Source organism: Ruegeria sp. HKCCA5839 (assembly GCF_013035585.1).
Taxonomy (GTDB): domain Bacteria; phylum Pseudomonadota; class Alphaproteobacteria; order Rhodobacterales; family Rhodobacteraceae; genus Ruegeria.
In genome coordinates, this window is sequence record NZ_WQIE01000001.1 from 611,067 (window position 1) to 626,350 (window position 15,284).

Annotated in this window: 13 protein-coding genes and 2 tRNA genes; 8 read left to right on the forward strand and 7 right to left on the reverse strand. The window is 55.6% G+C overall.

Annotation, left to right across the window (positions count from 1 at the left end):
• Positions 1–146 precede the first annotated feature (146 nt).
• Positions 147–731: a L,D-transpeptidase gene (locus tag GOV38_RS03005; protein ID WP_171207929.1), complete on the forward strand. Its 585-nt coding sequence runs from the start codon at positions 147–149 to the stop codon at positions 729–731.
• Between the two features lie 70 nt (positions 732–801).
• Here the strand turns inward: GOV38_RS03005 and GOV38_RS03010 are convergent, their stop codons facing one another.
• A complete protein-coding gene (locus tag GOV38_RS03010; protein WP_171098774.1) occupies positions 802–1,284 on the reverse strand; it encodes a fasciclin domain-containing protein in 483 nt (160 codons plus the stop codon).
• A gap of 71 nt (positions 1,285–1,355) precedes the next feature.
• Entirely contained in the window at positions 1,356–2,207 is an 852-nt protein-coding gene (locus GOV38_RS03015; RefSeq protein WP_171207573.1) for a class I SAM-dependent methyltransferase, read from the reverse strand.
• A 133-nt stretch (positions 2,208–2,340) separates the two neighbouring features.
• Here GOV38_RS03015 and GOV38_RS03020 point away from each other — a divergent pair, with 133 nt between their 5' ends.
• Positions 2,341–3,456, forward strand: a complete 1,116-nt coding sequence (locus GOV38_RS03020) for a carboxylate-amine ligase (RefSeq protein WP_171207574.1) — start codon at positions 2,341–2,343, stop codon at positions 3,454–3,456.
• On the opposite strand, the gene GOV38_RS03025 is transcribed toward GOV38_RS03020, so the two are convergent.
• Positions 3,453–4,310: a hypothetical protein gene (locus tag GOV38_RS03025; RefSeq protein ID WP_171207575.1), complete on the reverse strand. Its 858-nt coding sequence runs from the start codon at positions 4,308–4,310 to the stop codon at positions 3,453–3,455. The genes GOV38_RS03020 and GOV38_RS03025 overlap by 4 nt on opposite strands.
• 159 nt (positions 4,311–4,469) lie before the next feature.
• Here GOV38_RS03025 and GOV38_RS03030 point away from each other — a divergent pair, with 159 nt between their 5' ends.
• The 5 genes from GOV38_RS03030 to GOV38_RS03050 all read left to right on the forward strand — a co-directional run bounded on the left by GOV38_RS03030 (position 4,470) and on the right by GOV38_RS03050 (position 8,754).
• Complete coding sequence (locus GOV38_RS03030; protein ID WP_171207576.1) at positions 4,470–5,612, forward strand: acyl-CoA dehydrogenase family protein; 1,143 nt, start codon at positions 4,470–4,472, stop codon at positions 5,610–5,612.
• Between the two features lie 7 nt (positions 5,613–5,619).
• Positions 5,620–6,660 carry an enoyl-CoA hydratase/isomerase family protein gene (locus tag GOV38_RS03035; protein WP_171207577.1) on the forward strand — a complete coding sequence of 347 codons (1,041 nt, stop codon included), beginning with the start codon at positions 5,620–5,622 and terminating at the stop codon, positions 6,658–6,660.
• 3 nt (positions 6,661–6,663) lie between these two features.
• Positions 6,664–7,536, forward strand: coding sequence for a 3-hydroxyisobutyrate dehydrogenase (gene mmsB / locus GOV38_RS03040; protein WP_171207578.1), 873 nt, complete (start codon positions 6,664–6,666; stop codon positions 7,534–7,536).
• A gap of 102 nt (positions 7,537–7,638) precedes the next feature.
• Positions 7,639–7,962 carry a hypothetical protein gene (locus tag GOV38_RS03045; RefSeq protein ID WP_254430431.1) on the forward strand — a complete coding sequence of 108 codons (324 nt, stop codon included), beginning with the start codon at positions 7,639–7,641 and terminating at the stop codon, positions 7,960–7,962.
• A gap of 135 nt (positions 7,963–8,097) precedes the next feature.
• Positions 8,098–8,754, forward strand: coding sequence for a site-2 protease family protein (locus tag GOV38_RS03050; protein ID WP_171129288.1), 657 nt, complete (start codon positions 8,098–8,100; stop codon positions 8,752–8,754).
• 9 nt (positions 8,755–8,763) lie between these two features.
• Here the strand turns inward: GOV38_RS03050 and uvrA are convergent, their stop codons facing one another.
• The 3 genes from uvrA to GOV38_RS03065 form a co-directional block, all read right to left on the reverse strand.
• Positions 8,764–11,622 (reverse strand): excinuclease ABC subunit UvrA, encoded by a 2,859-nt coding sequence (uvrA, locus tag GOV38_RS03055; protein ID WP_171207579.1) that lies wholly within the window; start codon positions 11,620–11,622, stop codon positions 8,764–8,766.
• Between the two features lie 176 nt (positions 11,623–11,798).
• Positions 11,799–11,875 (reverse strand) — tRNA-Asp (locus GOV38_RS03060).
• Positions 11,876–11,927: 52 nt separating this feature from the next.
• A tRNA-Asp gene (locus GOV38_RS03065) sits at positions 11,928–12,004 on the reverse strand.
• Between the two features lie 513 nt (positions 12,005–12,517).
• Here GOV38_RS03065 and GOV38_RS03070 point away from each other — a divergent pair.
• Complete coding sequence (locus GOV38_RS03070) at positions 12,518–14,329, forward strand: M10 family metallopeptidase (protein ID WP_171207580.1); 1,812 nt, start codon at positions 12,518–12,520, stop codon at positions 14,327–14,329.
• A gap of 198 nt (positions 14,330–14,527) precedes the next feature.
• On the opposite strand, the gene GOV38_RS03075 is transcribed toward GOV38_RS03070, so the two are convergent.
• Positions 14,528–14,944: a hypothetical protein gene (locus GOV38_RS03075; protein ID WP_171207581.1), complete on the reverse strand. Its 417-nt coding sequence runs from the start codon at positions 14,942–14,944 to the stop codon at positions 14,528–14,530.
• Between the last annotated feature and the right edge of the window lie 340 nt (positions 14,945–15,284).

The window sequence follows — 15,284 nt, forward strand, 5'->3', positions numbered from 1 at the left end:
AGACGGGCCGTTTTTTTTCGAACACCGGGCTATTCACAACAAATTCAGAGCGTCAGCACTGGAAATTTGCGACCAGCAGCAATATTTTCTGCGGGAACAATGTTCTGAGCAGAATTTTCCCGGAGGCAAATGTGTCCCATTCCCGAATGACCCGCCGCTCGGCCCTGTTGGGGGCCGCTTCGTTGCTGGCCACCCCTGCCCTTGTGCGCGCCCAAAGTGTTGATGCTTTCCCGCAAGACGAAGAGGCAATCAGCACCCAATTGCCGGTGCGTCGAAATGTTTCCTCGTTCTCGCAACAGAACTGGCAGGATCACTTTGACGAGTTGGGCGTCGGTGCCTTGCTGGCTGATATCACCAGTCGCGCTGTGCACTATTGGGGGCCTGACGGGAGCTACAAGCTCTATCCAAGCTCAGTTCCGATGAGCGAAGAACTGACCAAGCGCGGGTACACCAAAGTTGTGCGCAAGGCAGAAAACCCAAGCTGGACGCCGACCTCATCCATGCGCGAGCGCGACCCGACATTGCCAATTCGGATGGAAGGTGGCGAACCCGGGAACCCCCTGGGAACCCGCGCCATGTACCTGTCCTGGCCAGCCTACCTTGTGCACGGCACCCATGACACGCGCAAGATCGGGCGTCAGAGCTCGTCTGGCTGTATCGGGCTGTATAACCAGCATGTGGAAGAGCTCTACCCGCTGGTTCAGGTCGGCACACAAGTGCGCCTTCTGTAAAACGAGGTTGCATCAAATACAAAAGCCCCGGCCGATCGGACCGGGGCTTTGTTTTTTCGAGGCTACAGGATTATTCGGGCAGAATAACCGTGTCGACCACGTGGATTACACCGTTGCTGGCTTCGATATCAGCTTGAACAACTTTTGCGTCATTCACTTTAACACCGTTGCGGGCGTTGACACTCAGGCGATCACCTTGAACGGTCAAAACCTTGGCGCGCTTGCCTGCGATGTCAGCGGACATCACTTTGGCCGGAACGACGTGATATGTCAGGATCGACACCAGTTGATCCTTGTTTTCAGGCAGCAGCAGCGATTCAACCGTACCTTCGGGCAGTGCGGCGAAAGCCTCGTCGGTCGGTGCAAATACTGTGAACGGGCCATCGCCCTTCAGCGTGTCAACCAGACCAGCGGCCTGAACGGCAGCAACCAGTGTGTTGAACGAACCCGCAGACACGGCTGTGTCAACGATATCGGCGGCCTGCGCCTTCAGGGGCATTGCAAATGCAAGTGCTGCGGCGGCTGCGGCGCCCATAAACGTACGGCGGAACATGGCTGTCTTCTCCTCTCCAGCTTGTTATGGAAAGGGGTACGCGCCTGTTTCACTACCGGATCACAAAATAATTAAGAGTTTTTGATTTGCACCCAGATACTTTGCGCCCGCCCTTCGGTCAGAAACGGCAATGCGGCCACCGCATCCGGTCGCTCTTGTTGCAGATAGTATCCTGGCCAAAGCATTGAAAACGCACCAGATTGCAGCAAAGCGTGCAGCATGTACTGCTCGCCCCAACCGGGGCAATCGTAGAAAAAGCGCTTTGGATATTCATAGGGCAGAAAAACATCATGAACGTGGATTACCACGCCCGGCTTTAACGCCGGAATGATGCGGCAGAACAGATGTGCCACGTCATTGCTCATGCGCACGACATGGCTGGAATCTATGAACAGAATGTCGCCCGCCTCCAACTGATTGAACAACGCGGGATCGACCTCTTCCAGTCGTTTTTGTTCGAATTGATCCACCACATGCGCGATATCGGCGCGTGGATACGGATCAATCGCGGTGATCTGAGTTTCAAGCCCAGCATCAAGGATCGCCTGCCGGGTCACACGGGTTGAATTCCCGCATCCCACTTCGATCACGCGCTTGGGCTGAAACCGTCGGATCATCAGATACAGTGCATCGGCATCCGGGCTGTCATAATAGCCATTGGAGGTCCGATACCCCGTCTGGTTGCGCGCAGGATCCTTGAGCGCATCAAGAGATTCCGCGTGAAGCGCATACTCTTCGACCAGCAAAGAGATGTCGAAGTCCTCCATTCCCGGAGACAGTGCATAGGCCGGGCGCGTCAGGCCTCCGGCGGCCTCAAACGCCTCCAACCGCGCGCGCTCGTCCTGCTCGGTCACCTTGTCGACCAGCTTGACGCCTAGCTCGTCCAGAGCGGCATTGATCTGTGGAAATTTTCTCGGTTTCACCGGCGGCCTCGTTCCTGATTGCGCCCGATCCTTACCTTCGCTGGCCGGGCCTGCGCAAGCCACAGTGGATCAAACCCTTGGCAAAAAGCGAGATTCCGTATTCACTGACAGAACTTGAACGATGAGAGGTGCGATGCAGCAAGACTTTACGCTTGGGATCGAAGAAGAATACCTGTTGGTTGACCGCGACAGCCTGCAGCTTGCCGAAGCGCCCGAAGCCTTGATGGCGGCCTGTCAGGCCGATTTCGAAGGACAGGTTAGCCCCGAATTCCTGCAATGCCAGATCGAAGTAGGCACCCGCCCCCATTCGACGATCCGATCTGCGCGTGAAGATCTGAAACGGTTGCGGTCCTGCGTGTCGCAACGCGCAGCAGAGTATAATCTGGCGCCGATCGCAGTGTCCTGCCACCCGTTTGCGAACTGGAAAGACCAGCATCACACGCGCAAGGAGCGCTATGATGAGCTGCAACACGCCCTGGGTGGCGTTGCACGGCGCATGTTGATCTGTGGGATGCACGTCCATGTAGGTGTCGCAGACCCTGCCCTGCGCGCTGATCTGATGCCCCAGCTTTCATACTTTCTGCCGCATCTTCTGGCCCTGTCCACATCCTCGCCCTATTGGGGTGGTGAAGACACGGGGTTGTCGTCGTACCGTTTGACCGTGTTTGACAACCTGCCGCGCACTGGATTGCCACCGATCTTTGGCAGTTGGGCCGAATATGAGCGCACCACTGGTATTCTGGTCGAGCTTGGTGTGATCGAAGACACCAGCAAGATCTGGTGGGATCTGCGCCCGTCGCACCGTTTTCCAACCCTTGAAACGCGGATCATGGATGTACAGCCCCGGTTAGAGCACACACTGTCCCTGGCCGCACTTGTGCAGGCCCTGACCCGCATGTTGTGCCGACTGAAAGAGAGAAACCTGCGCTGGCGCTACTATGATCGCTTCTTGATCGGTGAGAACCGCTGGCGCGCGCAGCGCTACGGCGTGGGCGAAGGCTTGATCGATTTTGGAGACCGATCCATCAAACCCATGGCAGAGTTGATGGGGGAACTCATGGGCATGTTGGCCGAAGACGCCGAGGCGCTCGGTACGATGACCGAACTTGCCCGGTTGCGTCAGATTGCAGAGAACGGAACCTCAGCCACACGACAACGCCGTGTTCACGCCGAGGCAGTGGCCCGCGACGAAGACCCCGGGCAAGCCGTGGTGCGCCACTTGATCGAAGAGTTCCACGCGGACCTTTAAAGCGCGCGCAGCATGTTCTTGATCATCCGGCTTACCGGTTCATAGAAATCCGGGTCTTTCCAATATCCGTTATGCGACAACGGGTTCCACGAGGTGAAGATATTGCCCGAATTGATCGGTACATCGCGCAGTTGCTTGGACGCGACCAAAGCATCGTAACGATCCGCGCAGTCGCGTAGCGGGAATCCTAGAACATCGTGCTTATCATAGAAGTTGTACCACCAGGTCTTGAACCTCATGGCTGGTGGCACCGCCGACCGAGGCGGTTCAATCGGGAAAATCTGTGACTCGGGATAGGCAAAAAGGAAAATCGGGATGTTGCAGCCAAAGGTCATGATGCCGGCCACTGTCTGCATGTTGCGGACCGGCGAATTGAACAGGGTCTGGCCGGTTTTTCTCAGATGATTTTGATGGTCGTAAATATAGTTCGACATGATGTGGCCACCCAAGGAATGCGCAAGCAGCAAGACAGGGGCGTTATTGCCGACCGCGCGGCGAACGTCTTCCATCACGCGATCAATCTCGGCGTGGATATTCTCATAGATCGCGTCATTTCCATCCGAGGTTTTCCGATAAGACGCCGCATCTGAAAGGTTGTGAACCACAAAACTGCGCACGTCGTCATATCCGGTGCGCCGTTTTATCTTGGCCAGGTACTCATCCTGTCGCTTTTGCAATACATGCGCCCAAACGATCTCGTGCCACGCGACGTCGTCAAAATTCGAGCCCAACTCACGCGACACGCGTTTGTGCAAATCGCGGGAAAAGGTAATGGCTGTAGAGGGTTGCTTTTGGCCGCTGAACTGGCTGCCCATACCGTGAATGACGACTACGGCGATCTTGGAACCGGACATCAAGATACTCCTTCAAAAATCGATCTCTAAATGCCTGCAGCCTACACCAAACCCGGTGATCCAACAAATGCGCCCAGACCGTTTGCCGGGGCTGAAAAATTTCTGTAAGGATTAGGAAATAAACAACCGTTCAATTCTAAAGACACGGGAAGGCCTGCCATGGATTTCGCATTGACCGAGGAACAGACAGCCATTTTCGACATGGCTTATGCTTTTGGGCAGGATCATATCGCGCCCTATGCGCGCCAATGGGAAGCTGATGGGACCATCCCAAAGGACCTGTGGCCGAAGGTCGGAGAGCTTGGGTTCGGCAGTCTATATGTTTCGGAGGAAAGTGGCGGCTCAGGGCTCAGCCGTCTGGACGCCACACTGGTGTTCGAGGCCCTGTCGATGGCCTGCCCGTCGGTTGCCGCGTTTTTGTCGATTCACAATATGTGCGCCAAGATGTTGGACAGCTTTGCCAGTGATACGCTGAAATCCCGCGTCATGCCCGATATTCTCAGCTTGAACACGGTGCTCAGCTACTGCCTGACCGAGCCCGGATCAGGCTCGGATGCGGCTGCGCTGAAAACCCGGGCGGAACGCAACAACGAAGGCTATGTGCTGAACGGCACCAAGGCGTTCATCTCAGGCGGTGGCTACTCCGACGCCTATGTCTGCATGGTGCGCACTGGTCAGGACGGCCCCAAAGGGATTTCGACCGTTTATGTCGAAGACGGTGCCCCCGGCCTGAGTTTCGGTGCTCTGGAACAGAAGATGGGTTGGAAAAGCCAACCCACGGCGCAAGTCCAGTTTGATGATTGCAAAATACCCGCCGACAACCTTGTGGGCACCGAAGGCGACGGGTTCAAATACGCCATGTTGGGGCTGGATGGCGGGCGGTTGAATATCTCGGCCTGTTCTCTGGGTGCGGCGCAAGCCGGCTTGGACATGACAATGCAATATATGTCCGAGCGCAAGGCTTTTGGCCAGTCCATCGATCAATTCCAGGCGCTTCAGTTTCGTCTGGCCGATATGGAGATTGAATTGCAGGCCGCCCGTGTCTTTTTGCGTCAAGCCGCGTGGAAGCTGGATCAGGGCGCGCCAGATGCAACTAAATTCTGCGCCATGGCCAAGAAATTCGTGACCGAGACCGGGTCAAAAGTGGTGGATCAATGCCTGCAACTGCATGGTGGCTATGGCTATCTGGCCGATTACGGCATCGAAAAGCTTGTGCGCGATCTGCGGGTGCATCAGATACTGGAAGGCACCAATGAAATCATGCGCTTGATCGTCTCACGCCAGATGCTGTCCGCTCGCTGAGGTTCCTATGTCCGATATTGATATTCGCACCACCGGCCGCGCCGGGCGCATTACTCTGACACGGCCGCAGGCGTTGAATGCGCTCAGCTATGAAATGTGCATGGCCATCGATACCGCCTTACGGAACTGGCGCGAAGACGATGAGGTCGATCTGATCATTCTGGATGCCGAAGGCGACAAGGCGTTCTGCTCGGGCGGTGATATTGCCGAGCTTTATGCTGCAGCAACCCAAGGCAATCACTCCTATGGTCAGACCTTTTGGCGCGACGAATACCGCCTGAACGCGATGATCTTTGAATACCCCAAGCCGGTGATCAGCTTTCTGCAAGGCTTCACCATGGGCGGCGGGGTTGGCATAGGCTGCCACGGCAGTCACCGCGTGGTCTGTGAAACGTCACAAATCGCCATGCCGGAATGTTCGATCGGGTTGATCCCTGATGTCGGTGGATCTCTGATGCTGGCTTTGGCACCGGGGCGGCTTGGCGAATATCTGGGCACCACCGGGCATCGCATGGGGCCAGCGGATGCGATTTATGCCGGGTTTGCTGATCACTATATTCCACGGGATATCTGGCCCGAGGTGATCGAACTGCTCGAAGCCTCGGGCAGTGCCGAGCCGATCGCGCAACATGCTCAGCCCCTGCCCGACAGCACATTGAAAGACATGCAACGGGATATCGACCATTACTTCGACGGTGAGACGCTGACAGATATCCGCAATATGCTGCAGAACAACCCGTCCGACTTTTCGGAAAAAGCCTTAAAAGCCCTTGGGCGCAATTCACCTCTGTCGATGGCCGCGACGGTTGAGATGCTGCATCGGCTCCGCTCCAGCACTCTGACCATGCGCAAAGCGCTTGAGATGGAATACCGTTTCACCTTCCGCGCCACCCAGCACAGCGACTTTCTGGAAGGCATCCGGGCCCAGATCATCGACAAGGATCGCACCCCAAAATGGCAACATGCGGAAGGTGTGGTGCCCCCCGTTGCGGTGTCAAAGATGCTACAACCCCTGGGGCCGGACCGGCTGACATTTGAGGAGGATTAAGCCATGAAAATCGGGTTCATTGGATTGGGCAATATGGGCGCGCCGATGGCCGCCAATCTGGCCGCTGCGGGGCACGCGGTGACCGGCTTTGACATGGCCGATGTCAGCGTCGAAGGGGTTGCGATGGCAGGCTCTGCCGCTGAGGCCGCCTCAGGCGCGGATGTTGTGATCACCATGCTGCCCAATGGCCAGATCCTGCGCGCTGTGGCCGATCAGATCATTCCAGCGATGTCCAGCGGGGCCGCGCTTGTCGATTGCTCAACGGTGGATGTGGACAGCGCCCGCGCGGTGGCGGATCAGGCAACTCAGGCCGGTCTGTTGGCCGTTGATGCGCCAGTGTCTGGTGGTATCGGCGGGGCTGCGGCGGGCACGCTCACCTTTATGGCGGGCGGTTCGGAGGCCGCTTTTGCCAGGGCCGCGCCCCTGTTCGAGATCATGGGCCAGAAGGCGGTGCATTGCGGTGAAGCAGGCGCTGGTCAGGCGGCCAAGATCTGTAACAACATGATCCTGGGCGTCACCATGATCGCCACTTGCGAGGCCTTTGCGCTGGCCGACAAGCTGGGGCTGGACCGGCAAAAGATGTTTGACGTGGTCAGCACATCATCGGGCTATAGCTGGACAATGAACGCCTATTGCCCGGCCCCCGGTGTTGGCCCGCAAAGCCCGGCCGATAACGGCTATCAGCCGGGCTTCGCGGCAGAGCTCATGCTCAAGGATTTACGTCTGAGCCAACAGGCTGCAGACAGCGCCGATGCCGATACCCCCATGGGTCAGGCCGCCATGGCGCTTTACGAACAGTTTGTCGAACACGAAAACGGGCTGGGCCAGGATTTCAGCGCCATGTTGCCGCGATTTGAACAGCGTGGTCGCACGTGACGATCTGGCGGCAACTTGCCTGCCGCCTTTGACATTGGCCGGGGAAAACTCCATCTACTGACGTGGGCTGTGGCGTTTTGGCCAAAAGAAAAGGATGGCGAAATGATCAAAGCACTAACAAAAACGGCGATGGTCGTGGCTGTGTCGCTGACGCCAGTCACTGCATTTGCCAAGGGTAAGCCAGGGCATTGCCCTCCGGGGCTTGCCAAAAAAGCCGTGCCCTGCGTCCCGCCTGGCCAAGCCAAAAAGCTCTACCGCAATGGAGAGTACATCAATGGCGATTATCGGTGGGTGAAAGATCCCTATCGCTATGGGCTCAACCGCAATGACTATTACATCCGCGCGGGTGACTACGTTTATCGCGTCGATCCAGACACACGAAAGGTGCTGAACCTGATCGGCGCGGTGGTCGATATTCTGAACTGACACTCAGCCAAAGGGAACACAGCGGAGGTGTCGCCTGGTCAACGGTTAGACGCCAATTTCGCAACCTTGAGTGTAATTTCAAATTTTTGACGCAATTCTAAGCGACTACAATCCTCATTCATTTGAGGATTGTACATGAGCAACGAGACACCTCTTTTTCAGTTTCAAGGACCGTGGAATGTTCCGGTCCAAGTCAACCAAAGTCTGATTTTCCTGATTCTGATCATCGTTGGGTTCAACTTCGACCCCGACAGCCTGCCCTATGCGCTTGGATTTGCGGCAATACTGATCGTATCGATCCTGCTGCACGAGTTGGGGCATGCCTGGGGCTGTCTGATTCAGGGCGTGCCGGTCAAGCGCGTCGTTCTCTATGGCGGCGGCGGGTTTTGCGAGCATCGCCGGTCGACAACATCCTATGAAGACGAGTTGATCGTGGCCATGGGCCCCATCGTGAATCTGACATTGTGGGCCGTCTGTTCGTTGCTGGAACCGCACGTCAAATCGCCCGATCTGGGCTGGGTTCTGGCTGTAACAGCCGACCTGAACCTTTTTCTGGCGCTGTTCAACATGTTGCCGCTGATGCCGTTGGATGGCGGCAGGCTGTTTCACGCCGCCCTCAATCGCTTTTTCCAGCCGCAAACGGCAACGCGCATCGCGGGTTTTGTGGGGATCATCGGGTTCCTGCTGTGGATCCCGATGATGATTTTCGCCTATGTGGCGTTTGGCTTCATCTTTATCTTCTTCCCACCGCTGATGCGCCACTGGCACATGTTCCGCTACGCGCGGTACTGAGGCCGGATATCACTCCGCCGCGACCCGAGCGCCACCCAGCATAGGTTTCAAATAGCGTCCCGTATGGCTGCGTTCGACCTCAGCCACCTGCTCAGGTGTGCCTGTCGCAACAACCTCACCGCCGCCGTCGCCGCCCTCCGGGCCAATATCGATGATGTGGTCAGCTGTTTTCACTACATCCAGGTTGTGTTCGATCACCACGACCGTATTGCCCTGATCAACCAATTCATGCAGCACTTCCAACAGCTTGCGCACGTCTTCGAAATGCAGGCCGGTCGTGGGTTCATCCAGAATGTAAAGCGTGCGTCCGGTTGAGCGTTTCGACAACTCTTTCGAAAGTTTCACCCGCTGCGCTTCACCCCCCGACAAGGTCGTCGCCTGCTGGCCGACCTTGATATAGCCAAGCCCAACACGCGCCAGCGCGTCCATCTTGTCGCGGATTGACGGAACCGCCTTAAAGAAGTCCTGCGCGTCTTCCACAGTCATATCCAGCACGTCGGCGATGGACTTGCCCTTGAACTTGATCTCAAGCGTCTCGCGATTGTACCGCGCGCCTTTGCAGGTTTCGCAGGTCACATAGACATCGGGCAGAAAGTGCATCTCGATCTTGATGACGCCATCACCCTGACAGGCCTCACACCGGCCCCCTTTGACGTTAAAGCTGAACCGACCGGGCTTGTAGCCCCGAGCCTTGGCCTCAGGCAAACCGGCAAACCAGTCCCGGATCGGGGTGAAGGCCCCGGTGTAAGTTGCTGGATTCGAACGCGGAGTCCGCCCGATAGGTCGCTGGTCGATATCAATGACCTTGTCCAGATGCTCCAACCCTTTGATCGTTTCACAAGGCGCTGGCGTCTGCCGCGCGCCGTTCAGGCGCATCGAGGCCGTTTTGAACAAAGTCTCAATCGTCAGGGTTGACTTGCCGCCCCCTGATACCCCGGTCACGCAAACAAACTTGCCCAGTGGGAACTCAACGGTCACCTCTTTGAGATTATTGCCCGTTGCCTTCACCACCTTCAGTTTCTTCTTGTTTCCCTTTCGACGGTCCGTTGGAACCGGGATTTCGCGCGTTCCGGCCAGATACTGACCGGTGATCGAAGCCGCGTCTGCCGTGATGTCAGAAGGCGTCCCGTGGCTGACCACCTGCCCTCCATGAACACCGGCACCGGGCCCGATATCAAAAACGTAATCGGCCTCGCGTATGGCTTCTTCATCGTGCTCGACCACGATCACCGTATTGCCCTGATCCCGCAGGTTCTTGAGCGTGCCCAGCAAGCGATCGTTGTCGCGTTGATGAAGGCCTATGGACGGTTCATCCAGCACGTATAGAACACCTGTCAGCCCCGAGCCGATCTGGCTGGCCAGACGGATACGCTGGCTTTCTCCACCCGACAGAGTTCCGCTTGAACGTGACAGTGTAAGGTATTCCAAACCAACGTTATTCAGGAACCCCAGACGCTCGCGGATCTCTTTCAATATCGCCCGCGCGATCTCGTTTTTCTGCGCGCTCAGATGGTTGGGTGCATCTTCGACCCAGGCCAACGCCTCACGGATCGACATCTGCACCACCTGACCGATATGCAATCCTGCAATCTTCACGGCCAAGGCTTCGGCCCGCAGGCGGTATCCTTCACAGGTGCCGCATGGGCGGTTGTTTTGATAGCGCTCGAACTCTTCCCGGATCCAGGCGCTGTCGGTTTCGCGATAACGCCGCTCCATATTTGGGATGACCCCTTCGAAACTGCGGGTTACCTGATAGACCCGCCCGCCTTCGTCATAACGGAACTGGATTTCCTCATCGCCCGAGCCGCGCAGGAACACCTGCTTGACCTTTTCGGGCAGATCCTTCCACGGTGTGCTCTTGTCAAATTGATAGTGACGCGCAATCGCCTCGATGGTTTGCAGGAAATACGGGGATTTCCCCTTCCGCCAGGGCGCCAGCGCGCCGTCATAGAGTTTCAGCGTCTGATCCGGCACCACAAGCCGTTCGTCAAAAAACAGCTCAACCCCCAGCCCATCACAATCCGGGCAGGCCCCAAACGGCGCGTTGAAGGAAAACAGCCGGGGTTCGATTTCGGGGATGGTAAAGCCGCTGACCGGACAAGCGAAGTTTTCGCTGAAAGTGATCCGCTCGGGCTCCCCCTCTTTTGGAGCCGTTTCAAGAATGGCGATGCCATCAGCCAGATCCAGAGCAGTGCGCAAACTGTCGGCCAAGCGCGTCTCCATCCCCTCACGCACCACCAGACGGTCGACAACCACATCGATATCGTGGCGGAACTTCTTGTCCAGCGTTGGCGGCGTGTCGAGCTCATGGAATTCGCCATCCACCTTGACCCGCTGAAACCCCTGTTTGCGCAGTTCCAGAAACTCTTTCTTATACTCACCCTTCCGGTCCCGGACGATCGGGGCCAGCAAATACCCACGCGTGCCCTCCTCCATGGTCATGATCCGGTCGACCATGTCCTGCACCTGTTGTGCCTCAATCGGCTTGCCGGTGGCGGGGCTATAGGGTGTGCCCGCGCGAGCAAAAAGCAGCCGCAAGTAGTCGTAGATTTCTGTGACCGTTCCGACCGTCGAACGCGGGTTTTTTGACGTGGTCTTTTGCTCAATCGAGATTGCCGGAGACAGCCCACTGATGTGATCCACATCGGGCTTTTCCATCATATCCAGAAACTGCCGCGCATAGGCAGAAAGGCTTTCGACATAGCGCCGTTGGCCTTCCGCATAGATCGTGTCAAAAGCCAAAGAGGATTTGCCCGAACCCGACAGACCCGTGATCACGACCAGCTGATCCCGTGGAATATCGACATCAATGCCTTTAAGATTATGCTCGCGCGCGCCGCGCACCTCAATATTCTTCAGCTCAGCCATCTCGGGCCCCCAACAATCAAGTGGTTAAGAGATAGTTGAGCCACGCTGAGTCTCCAACAGAAAAGTTAGAACAATAAGCGAACATGCCAGTTTTCGCCAAGGCAGCGCTCACCAAGATCATAGCAGATGCGTTTTGCAGCGAATTGATATCTGAAAGTGCGGACCCAAGAGAAAAATGGCGCGGTTGACGGGGCTCGAACCCGCGACCCCCGGCGTGACAGGCCGGTACTCTAACCAACTGAGCTACAACCGCGCATTTTGGGTCTCTGTGCGATCCGTTTGCCTGGATCAAAGGCTGACAGTGATGGCGCGGTTGACGGGGCTCGAACCCGCGACCCCCGGCGTGACAGGCCGGTACTCTAACCAACTGAGCTACAACCGCCCACTGCCCGTTCCTGATGGAACGTTGGGGTGTATTATGGCTATGGTCGAGCAGCGTCAAGCGGCGTTTTGAAGTTTTTTGAGATTGGCCGAACTTTCACCAGGCTTCCTCAGATTCATGCGACCAGTCACAGCGTGCCAGGCAATGACGGAGATCTGGCGCCTTCGGCATGACGATAAACAATGACCTCCAGAACACCCTATAGTTGCAGGCTGCTCAAAAAGTTAAAAAACAACAATTCCAGAAATACAGCGATCACAACTGGCATTCAAAAATATCTAACATATTAAAAAGGTTTACCTATTCGGATGCCGCGACTGAAAAAGTGATACTTCTGCGCAACGCAGCACCGGACAGACGATCTGAATAGCTTGCAGTCAATCTTAAGGTGACTACCCTGAGATTTATAACTGTAACGCATAGTTTACGCACTATTGGTGCAAGGAAAACGAACATCGGATCAAGACGGCTTTTTCGGATCCGTATGAAATTAGACAGAGAGAACTGACGGAAATGGCAATCGCGACCTCTTCCCCGGGGAACAATCCCACTGGCAACGTTTACGTGGACAGTCTGATTTGGGGCACGTCCTGGAACACCACTTCGAGCAACGGTGTGATCACCTATTCGTTCGACAACGGAACATTTGGTCAACAGGCGTTCAGCGGCTATATGAAAACCGCAATACGCAAAGCTTTCGACCTGATTGAAACCATTATTCCGATACAGTTTAATGAAAAGGGATTCCTGGCTGGAAACGGGACGATCAATCAAGTTGACCTGTCATACTCGCTCTTCTCAAGCAATGCCCTTGGGGGAAATGGTATTGTTGGCTTTCACCAGGTACCTGGTGACACTCCGCTGTTCGGTAATTTTGGCTCCAGTGCGATGACAGGCGTTTTTGCCTACGACTCACCTTATTTGAGCAAATCTGCGGTGCAGAAAGGTGGTGAAGGTTTCGCCATCATCACGCACGAAATTTTACACGGTCTCGGTCTTGCCCACCCACATGACAACGGCGGCGGTTCTTCTGTTTTCCCAGGTGTGACACGGCCCTTTAACGACTTCGGCACCGATGGTCAGAATCAGGCCATCTTTACCATCATGTCCTACAATCCGGGCTATGCCTCAAAGCTGCCGCTAAAATCTCTGAACTACGGAAGCGTTGTTGGCCCGATGGCATTGGATATTGCTGCCTTGCAGGAAATCTATGGCGTCGCGCAGCACAAACGCGGGGACAACGTGTATCAGTTACCGGATGCAAACGCGCCCGGAACCTATTGGCAGGCAATATGGGACACAGGCGGCAATGACACGATTTCAGCCGCCGGCCTAACCAAGAGAGTCAAAATCAACCTGAATGACGCCGATCTTGTTGGCAACGATGCGGGTGGTGTTCCCAGCTATGCGAAGGGTATTCGCGGTGGCTTTACGATCGCCAACGGGGTCGTCATCGAAAACGCCATTGGTGGCAAGGGCAACGATCTTATCGTCGGCAACGAAGTGAACAATAAACTCAAAGGGCGCGATGGGAACGACACGATCCGCGGCCAAAGCGGCAACGACATATTGAAAGGTGGTAGCGGCAAAGACCAACTGACCGGCGGATCCGGGAACGATCGCGTCATCGGTGGAGGCGATGTTGACAACATTATTTTCACCAACGGAGACGGAAACGACATTATCCACGGCGGCTCTGGCAAAGACTGGATCAGGATCTCGGGGAACGCTGCAGCGTCAATCGACCTGACAAAGAAATCCGCTCAGGACACTGGTTATGGAACCGACACCATTCTGAAAATCGAAAATGTCCAGGGGTCCACAAATAGTGACCAGATCACCGGAAACGGCGCTGAGAACAAGTTGAAGGGTCGATCTGGCGATGACACTTTGAGCGGCCAGGGAAATCGGGACAAATTGGTAGGTGGCTCGGGTAACGACACGCTGATCGGCGGCAAAGGCAAAGACTTGATGATCGGCGGCAGTGGCGCGGACGAATTTGTCTATCGATCAACCAGCGAGAGCAAAGCCAGTGTGTCAAAGGCCGATGTGATCAGAGACTTCCAGGTCGGCGTCGACAAGATTGATCTAAGTGCCATTGACGCAAGCACCATATTGGCGGGCGACGATGAGTTTATTTTCAAAGGGAAAAAGCCTGCTGGAACATCTGACCAAGGTGAAGTCTACTATAAGAAAGTGAACCAGCCTGGGACGGCAAACGATCACACTCTTGTTTACGTCGACACTGATAACGACAAAGACCCAGAGATGATCATTTACCTGGAAGGTCTTCACAACCTGACGGCAGACGACTTCATCTTGTAATACGATTGGTGAAACCAAGCGCACGGGGTTCGCGTGACCCCGTGTATATGCCTTACGGAAAACCAAAACGGGTTGGCAGTATCAACCAAATCGAGAATGCACTGATTCTTAGGACTGTTTTGAACCGAATGCTGGTCGGTGCGGAGAAGCTCTGTCTTCCCGTTTTTTCAGACTGCCAAAACCCGGCTGATGCGCTGTTTAGTCGAAATCCGGCTCGGATTTGCAAAAGACTGACACAAGACCGCTGAAAGTGAAATCCGAGACGTCGCTGCCGTCTTCCGCTCGGATCAAATAACCGAAATTGTAAAGGCCCGCGGAATCTAGAGTGTCTTTATCTTGCAAGCTGACACGACCAAACTCTTCATCTGAATTCGTGAATGGTGTTGGAGTTATCCAACTGTCGAGTTGCACGGGATAAGAAACCGACAATCCGCATGCATCAATGGCCAAGCCTTGATAGATCCCATTGTTCGAGTTCGTGTTGATCACAGCCCCGGGGGCTGGGGCGGACAAGGTGAACGGGCCGTTGATTTCTTCGTTGGCGACGGTGCTTTCTCCGGCCCAATGAACGAAGGCGCCCGAAATGCCCGATCCGCTGACTACAGTATTTGTCATTCTCATCAACAGAAACGCGACTCGAAGATGCGGTGCCGGAACGGTTGCGAAATCATCCGGGCCCCGAAATGGACCAAAACGACTGCTGGGCAGTGACAGAGGGGGCCTGAACTGATCCTGCGCTGCAAGCACGGAGTCCAACAAGCTGCAGTCTTGGTTTTCGAAAGTGATAAACTCTTGTGTTGAGCGAACAATGAACTTACCGGGCTCTTCTTTCTTTGCGTAGGAGTCCCGCGCTGTTTTCGCATGCGTCCGAGGGGCGTCCGCCATAATAATCTCCTGAAAAATAGATATACAATGGCCCCATCTTAGCAGATTTTGCGCCGCGCTGACAGCTCAG

Coding starts and splice junctions, on each gene's coding strand:
- GOV38_RS03005 (WP_171207929.1), top strand. CDS start 147: ATGACCCGCCGCTCGGCCCTGTTGGGGGCCGCTTCGTTGCTGGCCACC.
- GOV38_RS03010 (WP_171098774.1), bottom strand. CDS start 1,284: ATGTTCCGCCGTACGTTTATGGGCGCCGCAGCCGCCGCAGCACTTGCA.
- GOV38_RS03020 (WP_171207574.1), top strand. CDS start 2,341: ATGCAGCAAGACTTTACGCTTGGGATCGAAGAAGAATACCTGTTGGTT.
- GOV38_RS03025 (WP_171207575.1), bottom strand. CDS start 4,310: ATGTCCGGTTCCAAGATCGCCGTAGTCGTCATTCACGGTATGGGCAGC.
- GOV38_RS03030 (WP_171207576.1), top strand. CDS start 4,470: ATGGATTTCGCATTGACCGAGGAACAGACAGCCATTTTCGACATGGCT.
- GOV38_RS03035 (WP_171207577.1), top strand. CDS start 5,620: ATGTCCGATATTGATATTCGCACCACCGGCCGCGCCGGGCGCATTACT.
- mmsB (WP_171207578.1), top strand. CDS start 6,664: ATGAAAATCGGGTTCATTGGATTGGGCAATATGGGCGCGCCGATGGCC.
- GOV38_RS03045 (WP_254430431.1), top strand. CDS start 7,639: ATGATCAAAGCACTAACAAAAACGGCGATGGTCGTGGCTGTGTCGCTG.
- GOV38_RS03050 (WP_171129288.1), top strand. CDS start 8,098: ATGAGCAACGAGACACCTCTTTTTCAGTTTCAAGGACCGTGGAATGTT.
- uvrA (WP_171207579.1), bottom strand. CDS start 11,622: ATGGCTGAGCTGAAGAATATTGAGGTGCGCGGCGCGCGCGAGCATAAT.
- GOV38_RS03070 (WP_171207580.1), top strand. CDS start 12,518: ATGGCAATCGCGACCTCTTCCCCGGGGAACAATCCCACTGGCAACGTT.
- GOV38_RS03075 (WP_171207581.1), bottom strand. CDS start 14,944: ATGACAAATACTGTAGTCAGCGGATCGGGCATTTCGGGCGCCTTCGTT.